This window comes from Streptomyces sp. (genome assembly GCF_035645055.1).
Lineage (GTDB): Bacteria > Actinomycetota > Actinomycetes > Streptomycetales > Streptomycetaceae > Streptomyces.
Genome location: NZ_DASQNH010000094.1, coordinates 15988 through 36301, shown reverse-complemented (window position 1 = coordinate 36301; position 20314 = coordinate 15988). Strand labels below are relative to the sequence as shown.

The 20314-nt window shown below is 71.8% G+C and carries 16 protein-coding genes; 5 read left to right on the top strand and 11 right to left on the bottom strand.

Annotated elements, in window-relative coordinates; genetic code table 11:
• Window positions 1–27: 27 nt before the first annotated feature.
• The 6 genes from tdh to VE614_RS29775 all read right to left on the bottom strand — a co-directional run bounded on the left by tdh (window position 28) and on the right by VE614_RS29775 (window position 5301).
• A complete protein-coding gene (gene tdh, locus VE614_RS29800) occupies window positions 28–1056 on the bottom strand; it encodes an L-threonine 3-dehydrogenase (protein ID WP_324944071.1) in 1029 nt (342 codons plus the stop codon).
• A 193-nt stretch (window positions 1057–1249) separates the two neighbouring features.
• Window positions 1250–1813 (bottom strand): GAF domain-containing protein, encoded by a 564-nt coding sequence (locus VE614_RS29795; protein ID WP_324944068.1) that lies wholly within the window; start codon window positions 1811–1813, stop codon window positions 1250–1252.
• 69 nt (window positions 1814–1882) lie between these two features.
• On the bottom strand, window positions 1883–2539 hold the full coding sequence (locus VE614_RS29790; RefSeq protein ID WP_324944065.1) for a GTP-binding protein: 657 nt from the start codon (window positions 2537–2539) through the stop codon (window positions 1883–1885).
• Window positions 2517–2888: a DUF742 domain-containing protein gene (locus VE614_RS29785; RefSeq protein WP_324944338.1), complete on the bottom strand. Its 372-nt coding sequence runs from the start codon at window positions 2886–2888 to the stop codon at window positions 2517–2519. The genes VE614_RS29790 and VE614_RS29785 overlap by 23 nt, the downstream gene beginning before the upstream one ends.
• Window positions 2889–2890: 2 nt before the next feature.
• Window positions 2891–3325 (bottom strand): roadblock/LC7 domain-containing protein, encoded by a 435-nt coding sequence (locus VE614_RS29780; RefSeq protein ID WP_324944062.1) that lies wholly within the window; start codon window positions 3323–3325, stop codon window positions 2891–2893.
• Window positions 3326–3375: 50 nt separating this feature from the next.
• Window positions 3376–5301, bottom strand: a complete 1926-nt coding sequence (locus tag VE614_RS29775) for a sensor histidine kinase (protein ID WP_324944059.1) — start codon at window positions 5299–5301, stop codon at window positions 3376–3378.
• A gap of 1018 nt (window positions 5302–6319) precedes the next feature.
• Here VE614_RS29775 and VE614_RS29770 point away from each other — a divergent pair.
• Window positions 6320–7945 carry a cellulase family glycosylhydrolase gene (locus tag VE614_RS29770; protein WP_324944056.1) on the top strand — a complete coding sequence of 542 codons (1626 nt, stop codon included), beginning with the start codon at window positions 6320–6322 and terminating at the stop codon, window positions 7943–7945.
• A 54-nt stretch (window positions 7946–7999) separates the two neighbouring features.
• Here VE614_RS29770 and VE614_RS29765 read toward each other — a convergent pair whose 3' ends face one another.
• Complete coding sequence (locus VE614_RS29765) at window positions 8000–9034, bottom strand: LacI family DNA-binding transcriptional regulator (protein ID WP_324944053.1); 1035 nt, start codon at window positions 9032–9034, stop codon at window positions 8000–8002.
• A complete protein-coding gene (locus VE614_RS29760; RefSeq protein ID WP_324944050.1) occupies window positions 9031–11466 on the bottom strand; it encodes a glycoside hydrolase family 2 protein in 2436 nt (811 codons plus the stop codon). The genes VE614_RS29765 and VE614_RS29760 overlap by 4 nt, the downstream gene beginning before the upstream one ends.
• A 267-nt stretch (window positions 11467–11733) precedes the next feature.
• On the opposite strand from VE614_RS29760, the gene VE614_RS29755 reads away from it, so the two are divergent.
• The 3 genes from VE614_RS29755 to VE614_RS29745 all read left to right on the top strand — a co-directional run bounded on the left by VE614_RS29755 (window position 11734) and on the right by VE614_RS29745 (window position 14975).
• Window positions 11734–13056, top strand: coding sequence for an ABC transporter substrate-binding protein (locus tag VE614_RS29755; RefSeq protein WP_324944047.1), 1323 nt, complete (start codon window positions 11734–11736; stop codon window positions 13054–13056).
• An 84-nt stretch (window positions 13057–13140) separates the two neighbouring features.
• A complete protein-coding gene (locus tag VE614_RS29750) occupies window positions 13141–14118 on the top strand; it encodes a sugar ABC transporter permease (RefSeq protein WP_324944044.1) in 978 nt (325 codons plus the stop codon).
• Window positions 14115–14975: a carbohydrate ABC transporter permease gene (locus VE614_RS29745; RefSeq protein ID WP_324944041.1), complete on the top strand. Its 861-nt coding sequence runs from the start codon at window positions 14115–14117 to the stop codon at window positions 14973–14975. The genes VE614_RS29750 and VE614_RS29745 overlap by 4 nt, the downstream gene beginning before the upstream one ends.
• A gap of 59 nt (window positions 14976–15034) precedes the next feature.
• On the opposite strand, the gene VE614_RS29740 is transcribed toward VE614_RS29745, so the two are convergent.
• From VE614_RS29740 to VE614_RS29730, 3 genes are all read right to left on the bottom strand, one after another.
• The gene (locus VE614_RS29740; protein WP_324944038.1) at window positions 15035–16726 is read right to left on the bottom strand and encodes an adenosine deaminase; all 1692 of its coding nucleotides are present in this window, start codon (window positions 16724–16726) and stop codon (window positions 15035–15037) included.
• Window positions 16727–16946: 220 nt separating this feature from the next.
• Window positions 16947–18587, bottom strand: a complete 1641-nt coding sequence (locus VE614_RS29735; RefSeq protein ID WP_324944036.1) for an MFS transporter — start codon at window positions 18585–18587, stop codon at window positions 16947–16949.
• A 226-nt stretch (window positions 18588–18813) separates the two neighbouring features.
• Window positions 18814–19449: a flavin reductase family protein gene (locus VE614_RS29730; RefSeq protein ID WP_324944033.1), complete on the bottom strand. Its 636-nt coding sequence runs from the start codon at window positions 19447–19449 to the stop codon at window positions 18814–18816.
• Window positions 19450–19619: 170 nt separating this feature from the next.
• Between VE614_RS29730 and VE614_RS29725 the strand changes: the two genes are divergently transcribed.
• Window positions 19620–20306 carry a winged helix-turn-helix domain-containing protein gene (locus VE614_RS29725; protein WP_324944332.1) on the top strand — a complete coding sequence of 229 codons (687 nt, stop codon included), beginning with the start codon at window positions 19620–19622 and terminating at the stop codon, window positions 20304–20306.
• Window positions 20307–20314 lie beyond the last annotated feature (8 nt).

The following is a 20314-nucleotide window of genomic DNA, read 5'->3' as shown; positions in this document are numbered from 1 at the left end:
GAAGAAGCTCCTAGAGAGGTACGGAAGTCACACGGTCCAGTCGAGGATGACCTTGCCGCCGCGGCCGCTCGCCGCGTCGGCGAACGCCGCCTCGAAGTCGCGGTAGCCGTACCGGCCGGTGATCACGGGGGCGAGGTCGAGGCCGCCTTCGAGCAGCACCGACATCGCGTACCAGGTCTCGAACATCTCCCGGCCGTAGATGCCCTTGATGGTGATCATCGAGGTGACGATCCGGGCCCAGTCGACCGGGAACTCCTGCGCGGGCAGGCCGAGCATGGCGATCCGGCCGCCGTGCGTCATGTTGGCGATCATGTCGCGCATCGCCTCGGGCCGGCCGGACATCTCGAGGCCGATGTCGAAGCCCTCGCGCAGGCCCAGCTCGCGCTGCCCGTCCGCGATGGCCGCCTCGGAGACGTTCAGGGCGAGGGTGACCCCTATCTTGCGGGCCAGGTCCAGCCGCTCCTCGCTCACATCGGTGATCATCACGTTGCGGGCGCCCGCGTGCCGCGCCACGGCCGCCGCCATCAGCCCGATCGGCCCGGCACCGGTGATCAGCACGTCCTCGCCGACCAGCGGGAACGACAGCGCGGTGTGCACGGCGTTGCCGAACGGGTCGAAGATCGCCGCCACGTCGAGGTCCACGGGCACGCGGTGCACCCACACGTTGGGCGCGGGCAGCGCCACGTACTCCGCGAACGCGCCGTCCCGGCCGACGCCGAGCCCGACCGTCGCGCGGCACAGGTGGCGGCGCCCGGCCAGGCAGTTGCGGCACTTGCCGCACACCAGATGGCCTTCGCCGCTGACCCGGTCGCCCACCGCGATGTCGGTGACGTCCCGGCCGGTCTCGACGACCTCGCCGACGAACTCGTGCCCGACCACCAGCGGGGTGCGGATCGCCTGCTGCGCCCAGCCGTCCCAGGACCGGATGTGCAGATCGGTGCCGCAGATACCGGTGCGCAGCACCTTGATGAGTACGTCGCCGGGTCCGACGGCGGGCTCCGGGACGTCCGCGAGCCAGAGCCCGGGCTCCGCCTTCTCCTTGACCAGCGCCTTCAACGCTACGGCTCCTGAGGGTGAGATCCCGGCCGCGGGCATGCCGAAGGAGCCCGCCGACGGGGAGAGGGGTGGAATCGCCTAGCAATCTGCCGTACGAGGATGCCTCGGGTCCATCGAGGTTTTCTTAAGCGGCGCCACAGCTTTGCTTCACACCCCCCGGAGGGGTCAACGCGGACGGGTCACGCGGGAGGGGTCAGTACGCCGGACCGCCCTCCAGCCGTACGGCGAGGTCCGCGGCCGTCGCCTTGATGGTCTCCAGACCGCTCCGGCCCCAGGGCCGCGGAGTCGTGTCCGCGACGGACACGGTGCCGAGCACCATGCCGGTGGTGTCGATGAGCGGGGCGCCGAGGTAGGAGCGGATGCCGAACTCGTCGACGACCGGGTTGCCCGCGAATCGCGGATAGTCGCCCACGTCCTCCAGGACCAGCGCCTTGCGCCGCACCACGACGTGCGGGCAGAAGCCGTGGTCGCGGGGCAGCCGGCGGCCGATCACCGGCCGGTTGCCGCCGTCGGGCACGGCCGGACCGGCGGCCGGGGCGTGCAGCCCGGCGTAGAACTGCCCGTGCTCGTCGAGGAAGTTCACCATGGCGTACGGCGCCGCGGTGTGCGCGGCGAGGCGGGCCGCGTAGTCGTCGAGGGCGGGCTCCGGGCGCTGTCCGAGACCGAGTCCGCGCAGCCGCAGGGTGCGGGCGGGGGCCTCCTTGTCGTCGGGGGTGAGCAGCAGACGACCGGCCGGGCGCGGCGGGTCGTAGCTCATGGCCGGGCTCCGTCGCTGGGGGCGGATGTCATGTGCGGCTCCGTACGGTGGGGCGATGGGGTGCGGGTGTCACCGGTGGGCGCCGTGGCTCGGCGCGGGGACGGCGGGCGCGTGCGCGATCAGATGCCGGACCAGGGTCAGCAGGGTCTGCACGCCGGAGGCGGAGATCCGGGCGTCGCAGCGCACGATGGGGATCCCCGGGTCGAGGTCGATGGCGGCGCGTACCTCCTCGGGGTCGTAGCGGTGGGCGCCGTCGAACTCGTTGACGGCGATGATGAAGCCGAGGCCGCGTTCCTCGAAGAAGTCGACGGCCGCGAAGCACTCCTCAAGGCGGCGGGTGTCGGCGAGGATGACCGCGCCCAGCGCGCCCTCGGACAACTCGTCCCACATGAACCAGAACCGCTCCTGCCCCGGGGTTCCGAAGAGGTAGAGGACATGGTCGGAGTCGAGGGTGATCCGCCCGAAGTCCATGGCGACGGTCGTCTCCATCTTGTTCTCGATGCCGTCGAGGTTGTCGGTTCCGACGCTGACGGTGGTGAGGAGTTCCTCGGTGCTCAGCGGCGCGATCTCGCTGACGGCGCCGACGAAGGTGGTCTTGCCGACCCCGAACCCGCCCGCGACGAGGATCTTCAGCGCGGTGGGGAAGGGGTCGGCGCCGCCGTCGTGGCGGCCGTCGTCACGGCCGGGGGCGCCGCCGTCGTACTCAGAGCTGTCGTCGTAGTCCATCGAGCACTGCCTCCAGAAGGGCCCGGTCCGTGGGGGTGTGGTGGAACGCGGGGGGCTTGGTGGTGAGCGCCCCGCAGTCGAGGAGGTCCGCCAGCAGCACCTTCGCCACCGCTGCCGGCAGCTTCAGGTGGGCGGCGACCTCGGCGACCGGGACGGGCGCGTGGCACAGGTCCAGGACCTGCGTGTGTTCCGGGCCGAGATAGCCGAGGGGGGTCGCCCCGGTGGCCATCACCTGCGACATCAGATCGAGTGCGACGGTGGGGCGGGTGCGCCCGTTGCTGACCGCGAACGGGCGCACCAGCCGTCCGGCCGCGTCGTCGAGCCAGGGCCCGTCACCGGCCGTCGTCACGCTCAAGGCCTCATCGCCGTGGATTCGACGGCGTGCTGCCGGGGCGCGGTCACGAGGTACGGGCGGACGCTCTTGACCAGCATCGCCATCTCGTAACCCAGGACGGCCGCGTCGGCCTCCCGGCCGGCGAGCACGGCGAGGCAGGTGCCGGAGCCGGCGGTGGTGACGAACAGCAGCATCGAGTCGAGTTCGACGACCACCTGCCGGACGTCACCGCCATCGCCGAAGCGGGCTCCGGCGCTGCGGCCGAGGGAGTAGAGGCCGGAGGCCAGCGCTGCCATGTGGTCGGCGCTGTCGGGATCGAGGCCGTGGACGGACTTCACCAGCCCGTCGCAGGAGAGGAGGACCGCGCTGCTGGTGTGCGGGACACGCTGGACGAGGCCGCTCATCAGCCAGTCGAGATCGGATACATGGCCGGTGGGGGCTTCGCTCGCCATGGTGGATCGACTCCTTGGGGTACGGGTGGGGGTCGGGGTGGTGGGAGTGGTCATCCGGCTGGTGCGCTCCCGTCCTGCCGGGTGGTGGTCCGGTGGTCGGGAGCCGGTTCCTGCGCGGGCGCGGGCACGGGGCGTGCCCAGGTGGCGGGGGCCGGCTCCACGCGGCGTACGTCCAGGGGTGGTACGGCCGTGATGTGCGGGCCGGCGGAGGGGCAGGGGTCGAGGGGGGCGCCGTCCGCCGGTTCCAGGCTCTGCTGGGCCTCCGCGAGGCCGATGCCCCGCTGGAAGGCCGCCATCAGGCCGGGGTCGTGGCCGGCGGGCTCCTCGTCGTCCGGGCGCGGGGCGGGGCCGCCGCGCAGCTGCGGGACGAGGTGTTCCTGGGCGCGGCGCCGGGGCAGTTGCGGCTTGCCCATGGTGCCCCGCACGACGGCGTTCTGGCGCGGCACGGGCGGCACGCCCTCGTGTTCGGCGACGACCGGCCGGTCCTCGGGCCGGATGCCGGGGATGGCCTCCGCCGGGTTCGGCCGCTCCGCGTGCGCCCCGCGGACGGGGAGCGGCAGGGGAGGCCGGCCGGGGGGCTGGGGCGCGTGCGGGGAGTCGGCCTGGGGTCCCGGGGCGGTGGCGGAACCCATGGCGGTCCGGGAGGCCTCGGCGGTGTGCGGGTGCTGCCTGGCCGGCTGGTCCGGCGGCAGTGGCGGGAGCTGCGGCGCCCGTGCCGCCGTGTCCCCCGCCGCGATCCGGGGTCGTACGGCGTCCCCGGCCGCGCCCGGTGCCGCCCCGAGCAGTTCCTGGGGGACGACGAGCACGGCCTGCACCCCGCCGTAGATGTTGCTCTGCAGGCGGACGCCGATGCCGTGCCGACGGGCGAGCTGGGAGACGACGTACAGCCCGATGCGGCCGTCCGCCAGCAACCGGGCGACGTTGACCTGGTCGGGGTCGCCGAGCACGGCGTTCATCCGCTCCTGCTCGGCGACCGGCATGCCGAGGCCGCGGTCCTCGACCTCGACGGCGAGCCCGGAGGTGACGAGGCTGGCGCGGAGCAGCACCTGGGTGTGCGGGGCGGAGAACACCGTGGCGTTCTCGATCAGTTCGGCCAGCAGGTGGATCACGTCGGCGACGGCGTGCCCGCGCAGGGTGCCCTCGATCGGCGGGACGAGCTTGACCCGCGAGTACTGCTCCACCTCGGCGATCGCCGAGCGCAGCACCTCGGTCATGGAGACCGGGTTGCTCCACTGCCGGCGGGAGACGGCGCCGCCGAGCACGGCCAGGTTCTCGGCGTGGCGCCGGATCCGGGTGGCGAGGTGGTCGACGTGGAACAGACTCTTGAGCAGGTCCGGGTCCTCGATGTCGTTCTCCAGCTCGTCGAGGATGGCGATCTCCCGGTGCACCAGCGACTGGAGCCGGCGGGCCAGGTTGACGAAGACCTCCAGCTTCTGTTCGCTGCGGGTCTGACTGGAGAGCTGCGCGGCCTGGACGACGGCGGTGACGGCCCCGTCGTGGGCGCGGGCGAGGTCGGCGGCGAGCAGTTCGAAGTCGTCGGCGTCCTCGGGCGGCCGGCCGCGCGGTGCGCGCCGGGGCGGTGCCTCGCCGCGCCGCAGCCCTTCGACGACAGCGCGCAGATCGGCCTCGCGGCGGGCGCTGGCGTGGCGGAGCGCCGCGACGCGTTCGTGCACCGCGCGGGCGGCGCGGCCGGCGGCGACGGCGGCGATCACGATGCCCGCGAGCGCGACGCAGACCGCTCCGGCGAGTACCGCCCACAGGGTGTGGCTGGTGCGCACTCCGGTGGAGCGCACGGTGAACAGCACGGCCGCGCAGCCGCCGAGGGCGACCGCGACGGGCGGCAGGATGGCGAGGCGCAGCAACTGGGACCGTATGTGGGCCTCGGGCAGTGCGGGGGCAGTGCGGGCGACCGGCCGTCCGTGCCGTCCGCCTTCACGGCGGTCTGCGCGTGCGGCCGGTGCGCGGAGGTGTGACATCGGTGTCCTCGTACTGGTCCGTCGGTCGGGGCCCGGGCGCGCGGTGTGGCGCGGCGCGGGCAGGCGCCATGGCGATGCCGGCCGGCGGGACCGTGCGTGCGGCCCTGCGTCGCCCGACGGCCACTGACAGTAGTCGCCAGCGCAACATGCGCGGTGCGCAGTTGACAAAGTCCCCCGCGGAGCGTCCCGCTCTGGTATGAGGCCTCGTACGGCAGACCGATAACCCCCTCGTCTCGCCGTGCGTCAACCGAAAGAGAGCGATCAGAGCTGGTCAGAAGCGGTCTACAGTGGGCAGCGCGACGGTCCGCCTTTCCCCGCCCCGGCTTTCACCCTCATGAGTGCGCAACCGTTCGCCGGGCCGTTCACCACCACCCGCCCCCTCCTCCGCGGCCCGGCCGAAGCATGGTGGGAACATTACACAGCGTAACAATCTTCGACCGCGGACCGTCGGCGGACCGCCAGCCGACCGGGCGTCGGGAGTTCCACCCGGCGAAAACCCGTCGACGCCGTGCACTGAACCGAGCTATACCGGTTTAACAACAGGCGCTAACACACCCCGGGATCCATTCGGAGCCCGTTGGCGTCCTCCCGTGGATCCACTGCGGCCGATCATCAAGCCGTACGCCTGCGGCTCGCGGCACGCGCCGGCCCGGCTGCCGGGTCGGTCGGCGCCGTCCGCGGGGCCGAAGGCGGAGCTGCGGATGAGAGTCCATCGGTCGCGACAACGTTGTCCGGATACGTCCCGCTGACCAGCCCGCCACTACTTAACCGGTTCTGTCAGAGGCATTGTGTTCGCCCCGGGGCATCCATACTCTCGGGAATGCCACAGAGCGGGAATTACCGAACCGGCGTGACACGTCGTCGTTTCCCCGGGTAACGCGCGGACGAGAGACGCCCTCCGTCTTCCCTCGACGCCCTGCCGGCTGCGCGCGTACGCACCGCACGTCACACAGGGACACCGGCATGGTCGTCCTGTCATGTACGGGTCACTCACCATGCCATGAGAGCCGGAGCATCCATGAGAACGAGAAAGCTGGCCGCGGCCACGGGTACGATCCTCGCCGTCTGCGCCTCACTGCTCGCCGTCGCACCGACCGCCCAGGCCGCGGACCCCGCCGGGTTCCACGTCCGTGACGGCCGCCTGCTGGACGCGAACGGCAAGGACTTCGTGATGCGCGGCGTCAACCACGCGCACACCTGGTACCCCGCCCGCACCGACCAGGCGCTGAAGGACATCAAGGCCAAGGGCGCCAACACCGTCCGCGTGGTGCTCAGCACGGGCGACCAGTGGACCCGCAACGACACCGCCGACGTCGCCCACGTCGTCGCCGAGTGCAAGGAGAACCGCCTGGTCTGTGTCCTGGAGGCGCACGACACCACGGGCTACGGGGAGGCCGGCGCCGCCGCGCCACTGGCCAAGGCCGTGGACTACTGGCTGGGCGTCAGGGACGCCCTCGTGGGCCAGGAGAAGTACGTCATCGTCAACATCGGCAACGAGCCGTACGGCAACACCAACCACACCTCGTGGACCGGCGACACCAAGACCGCCATCGGCCGGCTGCGCGCCGGAGGCCTCGACCACACCCTCATGGTCGACGCCCCCAACTGGGGCCAGGACTGGTCCTTCACCATGCGCGACAACGCGGCCGGCGTCTTCGCCGCCGACCCGGACCGCAACACCGTCTTCGACATCCACATGTACGGCGTCTATGACACGGCGGCGGAGGTGAGCGCCTACCTCAACCGGTTCGTGAGCGCGAAACTCCCCCTCGTCGTCGGTGAGTTCGGCGACATGCACTCCGACGGCGACCCGGACGAGGACGCCATCATGGCCACCACCCGGTCCCTGGGCCTCGGCTATCTCGGCTGGTCCTGGAGCGGCAACGGCGGCGGCGTCGAGTACCTCGACCTCGTCCACGGCTTCGACGCCTCCCGTCCCAGCGCCTGGGGACAGCGTCTCTTCGACGGGGCCAACGGCATCAAGGCCACCGCCAGGGAGGCGAGCGTCTTCTCCGGCGGCACCGGCGGCGACACCACCGCGCCGACCGCGCCCGGCACCCCGACCGCCTCGGACATCACGGCCTCCGGCCTTCGGCTGAGCTGGCCGGCCGCCACCGACGACACCGCGGTGACCGGCTACGACGTGGTCCGTGTCGACAGCGGCCGGGAGACCGCCGCGGCCACCTCGGCCACCACCACGGCCACCGTGACGGGACTCGCCGCGAACACCACGTACACCTTCGCCGTCTACGCCCGGGACGCGGCGGGGAACCGCTCGCCGCGCTCCGCCACGCTCTCCGCCACCACCGCTCCCGGCACCGGGACGGCGGCCTGCGCGGTGGAGTACCGGCTGAGCGACTGGGGCAGTTCGTTCAACGCCGAGGTCGTCATCCGCAACCGCTCCGCCCAGGCCGTCGACGGCTGGGAGCTGACCTTCGCCTTCCCCGGCACGCAGCGGATCACCTCCGTCTGGAACGCCAGGGCGACCCAGGAGGGCAGCACCGTGCGCGCCGCGCACGAGTCGTGGACCCGGACGATCCCGGCGGGCGGCTCGGTGAGCTTCGGCCTCAGCGGCTCCTCGGCCGGCGGCAACGGCGTCCCCGCCGCGTTCACCCTCAACGGCAGGGCTTGCGCCGGCTCCTGACCGGACGCACACGAAGGGGCGCGGCGCACGGCCGCGCCCCTTCGCTCGCCTTCGTCAGCCCGCCTGCGGGGGCGGCGCGGTCGAGGCACGCGGCACCAGGGACGGTGTCGCCACGGGCCGGGACGGCACGTCCTGCCCCGCGATCACGTCGAACAGCATCCGCGCCACCTGGGCGCCGAACCCGTGCACGTCATGGCTCATCGCCGACAGCGTGGGATGGGTCAGCCGGCACAGCTGGGAGTCGTCCCAGGCCAGCAGCGACAGTTCGTCCGGCACGGTGACGCCCATCTCGGCGGCGACGCCCAGCCCGGCGACCGCCATGATGTCGTTGTCGTAGACGATCGCCGTCGGCCGCCCGGGAGCCAGCAGCAGCGACCGCGTGGCGCGGGCGCCCTCCTCGCCCGAGAAGCCGGTCTCCAGGTGCAGTCCGCCGTCGAGCCCCAGGTCCGCCATCGTCCGCTCGAAGGCCGCCGCGCGGATGGCGCTGTGGCCGAGGCCCGCCGGTCCGCCCACCCGGGCGATGCGCCGGTGGCCGAGGGCCACCAGGTAGCGCACCGCCTCGGCGACGGCCGTGGCGTCGTCGGTCCACACCGACGGAAGCCCTCCGGTGAGGGAGGGGTGGCCGACCGCCACGGCGGGCAGCCCGATCCCACCGAGCGGGGCGAGGCGCGGATCGTCCTGGTGGAAGTCGACCAGGACCGAGCCGCCCACCTGACGCTCCCGCCACCACCGCTGCTGGAGGTGGATCTCCTCCTCCAGGCTGCCCACCAGCCGGAGCAGCAGCGAGCAGGACCGCTCGGCGAGCACGCTCTCGATCCCGGAGACGAACTCCATGTAGAACGGCTCCAGGCCGAGCAGCCGCGCGGGCCGGCAGATGGCCAGTCCGATGGCGTCCACCGACTGCCGGGACAGGCTGCGCGCCGAGGAGTTCGGCGCCCAGCCCAGTTCCCGGGCCACGGCGAAGATGCGCTCGCGGGTGGCCTCGGAGACGCCCGGCTTGTGGTTGAACGCCAGCGACACCGCGCCCTTGGAGACGCCCGCGGCGGCGGCCACGTCCCTGATGGTGACGCGCTCGGTGGGTGCGCTCATCTCCGGGCCACGCAGAACAGGGCGGCGCGCACCGCGTCGGCGGTGACCCCGCGGGCGCCGCGCACCCGGAACCGGGCGCTTTCTCCGGGGAGGAGGGTGCGCAGACCGGTGTCGCAGACGGCGTCCGCGCCGAGCCGGTCGGCCTGGAGCAGAAGGTCTCGTACGAGGGTGTGCGCTGTCACCACGACCTCGGCACCATCGCTGCCCTCGACGGCCGTGACGGCGACCTCGTAGCGCGGGGCGGGGTAGGCGAACTCCTTGTCGCGGACGGGGAAGTGGAGTGCGCGCAGGTCATCCCCGCTCCGGGACCCTCGTGCGTCCGCGACGAGGAATTCCTTTCCCGACCGTTCGTCCGGCACCAGGTCGCGCGGTACGGCGTGCCGGGCCACCTCCCGGGCGCCGGCGGCCACCTCGATCGGCGTCTCGCCCGCCACCGTGCCGTCCGCGCGCAGGCGGCGCAGGGTCACGGTCGTGCGCCAGGGGTCGGCGCTCTGGTTGATCACGGCGAGGACGGGGCCGTCGGGGCCCGGCTGGAGGGTGAGGAGGCGGTCGGCGTACACGCGGCGCAGTTCGTGGTAGAGCGGCTTGGTCCGGCCGTCGCCGTCGATCGCCGCCCAGGAGCTGACCGGCCAGCAGTCGTTGAGCTGCCAGACGACGGTGCCCGCGCAGACGGGCCAGTGCGAGCGCCAGTGCTCGATGCCGGCGGCCACCGCGCGGGCCTGGACGACCTGGGCGAGGTAGTGCCACTGGTCGAAGTCGCCCTCGGGCAGGTCGAAGTGGCGGGTGATGCCGCGGTTCAGCTTGCCGTTGCCGTCCTCGGCCTTCTGGTGGTGGAGCATGCCCGCCGAGTCGGGGGCGAGGTCCTCGCCGGGCAGCGCGCGGCGCAGCGTGGCGTGGGCGGGAGGCGCCTGCCAGCCGAACTCGGCGACGAACCGGGGAACGGAGTGGCGGTACTCGGCGTAGTCGCGCCGGTTCCACACCTCCCAGGAGTGGTGGGTGCCGTGCGCCGGGTCGTTGGGGTGCCGCTCCCAGGAGCCGGACCAGGGGCTGCCGGCGCTGTAGGGGCGGGTGGGGTCGAGTTCGGCGACGACGCGGGGCAGCAGGTCGAGGTAGTAGCCGCCGCCCCAGGAGTGGCCCTGGAGGGCGGGCTCCCAGTCCCAGTCCCGGAAGCCCCACAGGTTCTCGTTGTTGCCGTTCCAGAGGACCAGGGAGGGGTGCGGCATCAGCCGGACGACGTTGTCCCTGGCCTCGGCCTCGACCTCGGAGCGCAGCGGCTGCTCCTCGGGGTAGGCGGCGCAGGCGAAGAGGAAGTCCTGCCACACCATGAGGCCGAGTTCGTCGCACACGTCGTAGAACGTGTCGTCCTCGTAGATGCCGCCGCCCCAGATCCGCACCAGGTCGACGCCCGCCTCGGCGGCCTGGGTGAGGCGGGTGCGGTAGCGGCCGGGGGTGACGCGGGACGGGAAGGCGTCGTCGGGGATCCAGTTGACGCCGCGGGCGAAGACGCGTACGCCGTTGACGACGAGGGTGAAGCCCGTGCCGTGGGCGTCGGGAGAACGGTCCAGCTCGACGGTGCGGAAGCCGATCCGCCGGTGCCAGGAGTCCAGCGGGCGTTCCTCGCGACCGTCCTCGGCGAGGGTCACCTCCAGGTCGTACAGCGGCTGTTGGCCGTATCCGCGCGGCCACCACAGGGAGACGTCCGGCACGTCCAGTGTCACGACGGCCCGGGTTCCGTCCACCGCCGCCCGCCGCTCTACGCCGCCCACCGCGGCGTGCACCGTGAGCGGGCGGCCGGTGCCGGGCTCCGTGCGCTCGACATCGATGTGGATCTCGACGCGGCCGGTGCCGTCGGCGACCGTCACCAGGGGGCGCACCCCGGCGAGCCGGGCCGTGGACCACCGCTCCAGCCGGACCGGGCGCCAGATGCCGGCGGTGACCAGGGTGGGGCCCCAGTCCCAGCCGAAGTTGCAGGCCATCTTGCGGATGTACTGGAAGGGTTGCGGATAGACGTTGGGCCGCTCGCCGGTCAGTACGCGGACGAAGTCGGCCTCGTCGTAGGCGGAGGCGAACTCGACGTGCAGCCGTCCGTGGCAGCCGGTGACGTCGAAGCGGTAGCGACGGTGCATATTGCGGGTGCGGCCCAGTTCCCGCCCGTCCAGGGTGATCGTCGCGACCGTGTCGAGGCCCTCGAAGACGAGGTCGGTGCGCTCGTGGGAGGCCGTGGCGGTGTCGGCGGCGGCGAGGTCGCGGCCGTAGGTCCAGGCCCGGCGGCCAACCCACTGCACTTCCCGCTCGTTCAGGCCGGTGTACGGGTCGGGGATCTCGTCGGCGGCGAGCAGGTCGGTGTGCACGCAGCCGGGGACCGTGGCGGGCAGCGGGGTCCCGTTGTGGTGGAGGCTCCAGCCCTCGGCGAGCGGAACGACTTCCTTCATGTGCGGCTCCTCTTGGCAGGACGGGCCTGGTTCGTGTGCGATGCGCTTCAACCTAACGCGGGGAGATGAACCGGTCTAGTCCCCCTCTCGCGGCGGGAAGAAGACGAAAATCCCAGGCCGCAGCGCGGAATCTCATGATCCGCTCGAAACGTCAGGTAACGATTGGGCATCTCGCTGATCCTCGAAGCTTTACCGGTTCACAACCGGCTGACATAGTGCCGTCAACCACCGGAGCCCGAGCCGTAACCCTTGGAAGGAGTTGGGCACATGGGGAGGAAGACCCTGAGCGCCGCTCTGCTGGCCACCACGATGCTGACCGTCGTGGGGTGCAGCGGCGGAGGGACCCCGAACGCGAACGAGACCGCGGTCGCACCGCTGAACCCGGGCGGCGTCTCGGGCACCATCACGGTCCTGACCAACCGGACGGACCTCGTGCAGAACGGCACGATGAAGAAGTACGCGGAGCGGTTCAACAGGACCTACCCCGAGGTGAAGGTCGAGTTCGAGGCCATCACCGACTACGAGGGGGAGGTGAAGATCCGGATGAACACCGAGAACTACGGCGACGTCCTGCTGATCCCCTCGGCGATCGCCAAGGGCGACTACCCGAAGTTCTTCGCACCTCTGGGCGCCACCCCGACCATGAAGGACACCTACCGCTTCACCGACAAGACGGACGTCGACGGCAGGACCTACGGCATCGCCACCTTCGGCACGGCCAACGGCTTCGTCTACAACAAGGCGCTGTGGGAGAAGGCCGGGATCGCCGACTGGCCCACCAGCCCCCAGGAGTTCCTGGACGATCTGACGACGGTCAAGGAGAGAACGGGGGCCACTCCCTACTACACCAACTTCAAGGACGGCTGGCCGCTCAGCAGTCCGTGGACCAACAGCATCGGCTCGGTCAGCTGCGACAGCCAGGCCTCCGACAAGCTCGCCGCGACGGAGAAGCCCTGGGAGAAGGGCTCGGACCTCCATGTGATCGACACACTGCTGCACGACATCGTCCACGAGAAGCTGGCCGAGAAGGACCCGGCCACCACCAACTGGGAGGCGTCCAAGACGCTGCTGGCCAAGGGGGAGATCGGCAGCATGCTGCTCGGCTCGTGGGCCATCACGCAGATGCGGGACGCCGCACGGAAGGCCGGCGAGAACCCCGACGACATCGGGTTCATGCCCTTCCCGCACCAGTCGGACGGCCAGTTCTGCGCCACGCTGGTGTCCGACTACCAGATGGCCGTGAACATCCACTCCGACCACAAGCCCGCCGCGCGCGCCTGGATCGACTGGTTCACCGAGAAGTCCGGCTACTCCGCGCGGGAGGGCGCCGTCTCCGCCCTGAAGTCCGAACCCCTGCCGAGCACGCTCGAAGACTACGTTGACAACGATGTCAAGCTGGTCGAACGGTCCGAGGCGAAGACCGCGGAGGTCAACGCGATCGACAACGCCTCCGAGATCGGCCTGAGCAAGCAGGACTACCGGCAGAAGCTGGTCGACATCGCCCGCGGCGCCCAGGACGGCTCGCTCCAGGACTACTTCGACGACCTCGACCGGCGCTGGGCCGAGGCCGCCCGTACCGCCGGCTCCTGACCGGCGCACGGCTGCTCCCGGTCCCGGGGGCGGGGAGCAGCCGTGCCGGCGCCCCGTGAGGACGACGAAAGGCTCTGGCCCGCAATGACCCGTACCACCACCTCCCCCGCGGCCCCACCGCCCGCCCCGGCCGCCGCACCGGACCCGGGCGGCCGCCGCGCCCGGCGCTCCGCCGCCCGGCCGCGCACCTGGCGTGACCACCCCCTGCGCCGGGTCACGCCCTGGCTGTTCCTGCTGGTCCCGCTCGCCCTGCTGGTCACGTTCACCTATGTGCCGGTGGGCAACATGATCTACTACAGCTTCACCGACTGGGACGGCGTCAGCCCCGAACGTGACCACGTCGGCGCGGACAACTACGTCCAGCTGTTCACCCGCCCCGAGCTGTTCCGGGTGTTCGCGGTCAGCGTCTACTACCTGGCGGCGTCCGTCGTCCAGATCGCCATCGCGCTCTGGTTCGCCACCGTGCTCAGCTTCGACCTGCGGTTCAGGAACCTCTTCAAGGGCATCCTGTTCTTCCCCTACCTGATCAACGGAGTCGCGATCGGGTTCGTCTTCCTGTACTTCTTCCAGGACGGCGGCACTCTCGACTCGATCCTGTCGTTCCTGGGCATGGGTGGCGGCCACGCCTGGCTGGGCGACCCGGAGTCGGCCAACACCTCGCTGGCCGGGGTCTCCGTGTGGCGCTTCACCGGGCTGAACTTCGTGCTGTTCCTCGGCGCGATCCAGTCCGTCCCCGGCGAGCTGTACGAGGCGGCGCAGCTGGACGGGGCCACCCGCCGGCAGCAGTTCCGGCACATCATCGCGCCGAGCATCCGGCCGGTGCTCAGCCTGAGCGTCATCCTGGCGATCTCCGGCTCGCTGTCGGTCTTCGAGATCCCGTACATCATGACCGGCGGGGCGACCGAGACCTCGACGTTCGTGATCCAGACGGTGAAGCTCGCGTTCCAGTTCAACAAGACGGGCCTGGCCTCGGCCTGCGCGGTGGTGCTGCTGCTGATCATCCTGCTGATCACCTGGATCCAGCGCCGCCTGGTGCCCGACGAGAAGGTGGACCTCGTATGACCCTCACCGTCCCCGGACGACCGCGGCGCCGGTCCTTCGGCATCGCCACCACGCTGACCTATGTGTCGCTCGTCGTCGCGTCCCTCGTCGTGCTGATCCCGCTCGTCGTCGTGTTCCTCACCTCGCTGAAGACGTCCCGGGAGGTCGCCGACGGCGGCGGTGCGCTGAGCCTGCCGGACGACTGGCTGAACTTCTCCAACTACGCGACCGCCTTCACCGACGGCCATATGCTCACGGCCTTCGGGAACACGGCGTTCATCCTGCTGTTCTCCATCACCGGCACGGTCGTCATCGGCTCGATGACGGCGTACGCCGTCGACCGCTTCGACTTCCGGTTCAAGAAGCTGGTGATGGCCCTGTTCCTGATCGCCACGCTGGTGCCCGGGGTGACCACGCAGGTGGCGACCTTCCAGGTGGTCAACAGCTTCGGCCTGTTCGACACTCGCTGGGCGCCGATCCTGCTCTACATGGGCACGGACATCGTGTCGATCTACATCTTCCTCCAGTTCATCCGGTCCATCCCGGTCTCGCTGGACGAGGCCGCGCGGCTGGACGGGGCGAACGCCTTCACCATCTACCGCAAGATCATCTTCCCGATGCTGAAGCCGGCGATCGCCACGGTGGTCATCATCAAGGGCATCACCACGTACAACGACTTCTACATCCCGTTCCTGTACATGCCCTCGGAAGACCTCGGCACGATCTCCACCGCGCTGTTCCGCTTCAAGGGGCCCTTCGGGGCGCACTGGGAGAACATCTCGGCGGGAGCGATCCTCGTCATCCTGCCCACCCTGCTGGTCTTCCTCTTCCTCCAGCGCTACATCTACAACGGCTTCGCGCAGGGGGCGACGAAATAGCGCAAAAGGGTGCGCGGCGGAAGCGGAAGGTTCCGCCGCGCACCCTCTTCGCCGATGGGCTAGCGCCGAAGGCCGGAGTCCTGTCGCCCCTCGGAGGCCCGGGACGGCACGGTGAAGGCGGACTCGAAGGCGGTGAACGCCGCTTCCTGGCGCCACTGGACGGCCGCCTTGGGGCTGGCCTCCAGCAGTTCGCGGCAGGCCGGGCTCGGCGTGCGGGTGCCGGGCCGGTCGGTGCGGCAGGCGACGACGGTGCGGTAGCCCTGCGCCGTGGGGTTGCCGCGCCACAGGCTGTCACCGGGCAGGAAGGCGTACTCCAGGGAGGCCCGGGCCAGGTCCTTCACCTCGGGGTAGGACAGGCCGTAGGTCTCGGCGGCGTACCGGTACTCGTGGCTGATGTCGATCCGGGAGACACCGGGGTCGTCGGTGGCCAGCACCACCGGGACGCCGTAGGCCCGGTAGGTCTCGAAGGGATGGTCGGCGCCCTTGACGCCGAGGATCTGCGCGTTGCTGGTGAACGGCACCTCCACCGCGATCTCCCGGGCCGCCATGGTGCGGGCGGTGCGCTGCCAGTCGTCCTCGTGGCGCAGGTCGACGCCATGGCCGATGCGCTCGGCGCCGGCCACGGTGACGGCCTCCGCGATGTGGAACGCCAGGTCCTCCGGCTTCACCAGCCCGGGCCACAACTCGCCCGCGTGCAGGGTGACATGGGCGCCCGGATAGACATCGCGCAGGAAGGCCAGCATGCGCATCTGCAGCCGGTAGTGGCGCAGCGCGCTCTCCCCGTCCTCCGGCTGGACGAGGTTCACGGCGACGAACCGCGGGTCGCGTTCGGCCAGCCGCATCCCGAGCGCCATCTGCACGAAGACCCGCTCGGGGGTGCTGCCCCGGGAGACCTGGGAGATCCAGCGCACGGGCAGGGCGCAGGCGGGCCGGGGGCGGTCGGTGTCGCAGCGGGCCTCGGCGCGGAACTCGGCGTGGGCGGTGTCGGCCTCCTCGCGGGCCTCGGAGACCAGCCGGTCCAGCCTGCCGCCCGCGGTCAGTGCACGGTGCAGCGCCGCCAGGTCGTCGCTCCAGCCCACCTCGGCGGCGAGCCGCTTGGCGCCCTCGGAGGCGGGGGTGGCCATGGTCTCCAGGTAGAACTGGTTGTGGCCGGCCACGTCATCGGCGACCTGGGCGAGCAGTTTGCCCGGGTGCCGCCAGGTCACCTCGCCGAACTTGCCGAAGGTGGCGAAGAAGTGGTCGTGGCCATTGCCGCCCGGCGGGAAGTCCTGCATGGACCAGGCGCGCAGAATCGTGTCGTGGAAGGCCCGGTCCGTACGGGCGTCCGCGGCGGGCCGGGTGCCCGGACCGCAGGGCGGCGGCACGGCGGTCGTCGTCGCGGTGTCGATGCACAGGCCGTCCTCGGCGGCCAGCCGGATCAGGTACTCGGTGCGGACCGCGCCGGAGAGGTGGTTGTGCAGCTCGCCGCCCTTGGGCAGACGCTCGAAGAATTCGCGCAGCGCCCGCGGATTGTCGCGGATCGTGCGCAGATGGACGTCGGTGCGGATTTCGGTGGCGGTCAGCGGCCGGGGCGGCGTCAGGAGGTCGGCGGGAGCGGTGCGGGCGGCGGTGCGGGCCCCGGTGAGGCCGGCCTCGGCGGGCTGGGCGGAGGCGGGCAGCGCGGACAGCAGCGGCAGCAGGCCCAGCGCGCCGAGGCCGGCCAGCAGCGGGAGCCGGCGGGGGCGGGCGGGTCGGTGGTGTTCGGCAGTCACCGCCGCATGATCGCGGCCGGGTCGCCGCCGGGTGGGGCTTCCCGGTGGTGTCCGGCGGAATCCACCCGGTCGAGGGACCGGCGATGTTCGGACGGGAGTCGACGCGGAGGCCGTGAAAGGGAGTCGGAGCCGAGCGGCTTTCGGTGTCCCGAAGCAGTCGGCGGCCCCTCGGTGCCGGGTGTCCGGCCGGAACCGCGGGGTTCCGGCCGGATGTGGCCGTTCAGTCCCCGGTGGCCGCCGTCCCCTCCCCCGCGGCGGACCGACCGCGCACCCCGACCACCGCGAGTACGGCACCGAGGACGGTCAGTACGCCGGTGACCAGGGCGGCGGTGTGCACACCCGCCATGAACGCGGTGTGGCTGCCCTCGACGACCGCGTGCGCCACCTGGGCCGGCATGTCGCCGGAGACCGGCGCCACCCCCATGGCCACGGCGTCCTCGGCCTCGCGCAGCCCGTGGGCCAGGGGCGCCGGAACGCCCGAATCGGTGAGGGCGCCGGTGAGCGTGGAGCCGACCCGGCCGCTGATGAGCGAGATGAGCACGGAGGTGCCCAGCGCGCCGCCGACCTGGAGCGCGGTGGCCTGGAGGCCGCCCGCCACCCCGCCGTCGCGGACCGGGGCGTTGCCGACGATCGCCTCGGAGGAGGCGGACATCACCATGCCGACCCCGAGGCCGAGGGCGATGAAGGGCGGCCACATGATGGCGTACGAGGAGTCGGCGCTCCAGGCGAGCAGGGTGAAGGCCGCGGCGGCCTGGAGGACCATGCCGAGCGGCATGGTCAGCCGGGGCCCGTACCGCTCCGTCAGCTTGGCGCCGAGCGGGGAGGCGATCACCGAGGCCAGGCTCAGCGGCAGGGTGCGCACGCCCGCCTCGACGGGGGAGAAACCCCGGACGTTCTGCAGGTAGAGCATGACGAAGAAGATCACACCGAGCAGGACGAAGAAGTTCAGCGCGGTGATGACCGTACCGATCGCCAGGGCCGGGTTGCGGAACAGGCGCATGGGCAGCAGCGGGTGCGCTACACGCGTCTCGCACCAGGCGAAGACCAGCAGGATCAGCAGGCCCGCGGCGATGGCGCCCAGGGTGCCGGCCGAAGTCCAGCCCCACGTCTCGCCCTTGACGACGCCGAGGACGACGGCGAGCAGGCCGAGGCCGAGCAGGGCGACACCCGCGATGTCGAACTTCTCCCGCGCGGCAGCGGTGTTCCTGCTCTGCGGCAGCACGAGAGCGCTGAAGACCAGGGCGACGACCCCGATGGGGGCGTTGAGGTAGAAGACCGACTCCCAGTTGACGTGCTGGACGAGCAGACCGCCGACGATGGGGCCGAGAGCGGTGGACACCGAGGAGACCATGCCCCAGATGCCGACCGCCATACCGAACTTCCGCGGCGGGAACACGGCACGCAGGAGCGCGAGGGTGTTCGGCATCAGCAGGGCCCCGAACAAGCCTTGTACGGCGCGGAAGGCGATGACGCCCTCGATGGATCCGGCGAGTCCGATGGCGACGGACGCGAGGGTGAATCCCACGACGCCGATCAGGTAGAAGGTGCGCCGGCCGAAGCGGTCGCCCAGCTTGCCGCCCAGGATGAGAGCCGCGGCGAGCGCGAGGAGGTAGGAGTTGGTCACCCACTGGAGATCGGCGGTGGTGGCGTGCAGATCGCGGCCGATCTCGGGGTTGGCGATGGAGACGACGGAGCCGTCGAGTCCGACCATGAACAGCCCGAAGGCCACGGCTGTGAGCGTCAGCCACGGGTTGTTCCGTACGCCGCGGGGCGCGCCCCCGGCCCCGGACGGCGTCAGGGACGCGGAGGGTGCGGGGGGAGCCGTGGGCGGGGCCGAGGCGGGCAGGGGACGGGAGGGCATGGGTGTGCCTGTTCTTGTCGTGTGCGTTCGATGGTGTGCTCGGCCGGCGGCGCGAAGGCGCTGACCGGACCCGTTCGCGACCCGTTGCGGGCGCCCGTGGCGGAGCCGAAGGCGTCCAGCTCTCCGTCGGTCAGCGCACGCGGCGCCGACCGGACGGGGAGGCTGGAGACAGACATGCCCTCCATTATAGGTACGTACAAATAGCTATGACAAGATAGCCATGTGGCTAATGGGCGCGGGCCACCTGCCGCGCGGTCGCGGTTTCCGAGCGGAAGCCGTGGCCCAGCTCCGGACCGAGCCCGTGGTAGTGCCGGAAGTTGTAGACGAGCGGGCTCCAGAGCGCGGGATCGATGTGATGCGTGCCCGGTACGACGACGCGTTCGTCGGCATGGACGCGCAGCACCTCGCACTCGACGCTGCGGAAAAGGCCCCCGCCGCCGGGCGTCAGCGCCCGCACCCGCGCCTCCAGCTGAAGCCCGCACTCGGCGACCCGCGGTGGCGTCACCAGGTCGGAGCCGACGGGGGTGAGCCCGGCCGCGGCGAACTTGTCGGGTTCGTACCGGTACACCGCCCGCTTGCTCTCCGGCACCGGATCGGCCCCGGTGAGCGGGGCCAGCCGCTCCACCCGCTCCCACAGCTCCGGCGAGGCGACATTGATCACCAGTTCAGGCCGTTCGGCGAGGTTGCGCACGGTCCGGCTCTCGCTGCCGAGGCCCAGGACGACGTACTGCCCCAGCGCCCAGGCGGACGAGATGGGGGCCAGGTTGCTCGTGCCGTCGCCGTTGTCGGTGCTCAGCAGGACCACGGGGGTGCCGAAGTAGAGGATGCTCGGCCGGATCACTCGGTGGGTGTCGCTCGTCATGCCGCAGACGCTAGGCGCCCGACGTTTCGCCGGGCGTCGAACTGTCGTCGACCGAGAATGGCGGGGTGACCAGCCCCGAGACCCACACCGCGCCCGACCCCCACGTCCACGCCCACGCCGCCCCCGAGGCGTACGCCGGCGTCCACGCCCAGGAGCCCGATCTCGCCTCCCTGGCCGCGCTGCTCGCCGACCGGACCCGCGCCTCCTTCTGCATCGCGCTGCTCGACGGGCGCGCCTGGACGGCGACGGAGCTGGGGCGGCTGGCCGGTGTCGCGCCGTCCACGGCCACCAGCCACCTGAACCGGCTGGTGGCCGGCGGCCTGCTGACCGAGGAGCGCCGGGGCCGGCACCGCCATGTGCGCCTGGCGGACCCCGGCATCGCCGAGATGATCGAGGCCCTGGCGGCCCGGGCACCGCGCCGGCCGGTCCCGGTGCGTTCGCTGGCCGCCGCCCGCCGGCACCGCGCCGTGGCGTTCGCCCGGGTCTGTTACGACCACCTCGGTGGCGCCCTGTCCGTGGCGCTGACCGACGCGATGACCGAACGGGGCTACCTGGGCTGGGAGTTCGGCCCGTCCCTCACCCCGTCCGGCACGGCCTGGCTGGCGGACCTGGGCGTCGCCGGGGAGACGACACCGCATGTGCGCACCTGCGTGGACTGGACCGAGCGGCGGCTGCACCTGGCGGGTGCCGTGGCCGCGGGCGTGTTCCACCACGCGCTCGCCCGGTCCTGGCTGGTGCCCGCCGAGGGCTCTCGTGTCGTCCGGCTGACGGAGCGCGGCCGGGCCGCGTTCCGTCTGCACCTCGGCCTGACGGACGAGGCGCTCACCGTCGGCTGGGACCGCTCCGCTTTCTCATGAGGGGCCGC

Bases quoted from the DNA above. Each gene is read 5' to 3' on its own strand.
- VE614_RS29730 (WP_324944033.1), bottom strand. From the start codon at position 19,449: ATGACGAGCGACACCCACCGAGTGATCCGGCCGAGCATCCTCTACTTC.
- VE614_RS29745 (WP_324944041.1), top strand. From the start codon at position 14,115: ATGACCCTCACCGTCCCCGGACGACCGCGGCGCCGGTCCTTCGGCATC.
- VE614_RS29775 (WP_324944059.1), bottom strand. From the start codon at position 5,301: ATGTCACACCTCCGCGCACCGGCCGCACGCGCAGACCGCCGTGAAGGC.
- VE614_RS29790 (WP_324944065.1), bottom strand. From the start codon at position 2,539: ATGGACTACGACGACAGCTCTGAGTACGACGGCGGCGCCCCCGGCCGT.
- VE614_RS29760 (WP_324944050.1), bottom strand. From the start codon at position 11,466: ATGAAGGAAGTCGTTCCGCTCGCCGAGGGCTGGAGCCTCCACCACAAC.
- VE614_RS29765 (WP_324944053.1), bottom strand. From the start codon at position 9,034: ATGAGCGCACCCACCGAGCGCGTCACCATCAGGGACGTGGCCGCCGCC.
- VE614_RS29770 (WP_324944056.1), top strand. From the start codon at position 6,320: ATGAGAACGAGAAAGCTGGCCGCGGCCACGGGTACGATCCTCGCCGTC.
- VE614_RS29780 (WP_324944062.1), bottom strand. From the start codon at position 3,325: ATGGCGAGCGAAGCCCCCACCGGCCATGTATCCGATCTCGACTGGCTG.
- VE614_RS29750 (WP_324944044.1), top strand. From the start codon at position 13,141: ATGACCCGTACCACCACCTCCCCCGCGGCCCCACCGCCCGCCCCGGCC.
- VE614_RS29795 (WP_324944068.1), bottom strand. From the start codon at position 1,813: ATGAGCTACGACCCGCCGCGCCCGGCCGGTCGTCTGCTGCTCACCCCC.
- VE614_RS29755 (WP_324944047.1), top strand. From the start codon at position 11,734: ATGGGGAGGAAGACCCTGAGCGCCGCTCTGCTGGCCACCACGATGCTG.
- VE614_RS29735 (WP_324944036.1), bottom strand. From the start codon at position 18,587: ATGCCCTCCCGTCCCCTGCCCGCCTCGGCCCCGCCCACGGCTCCCCCC.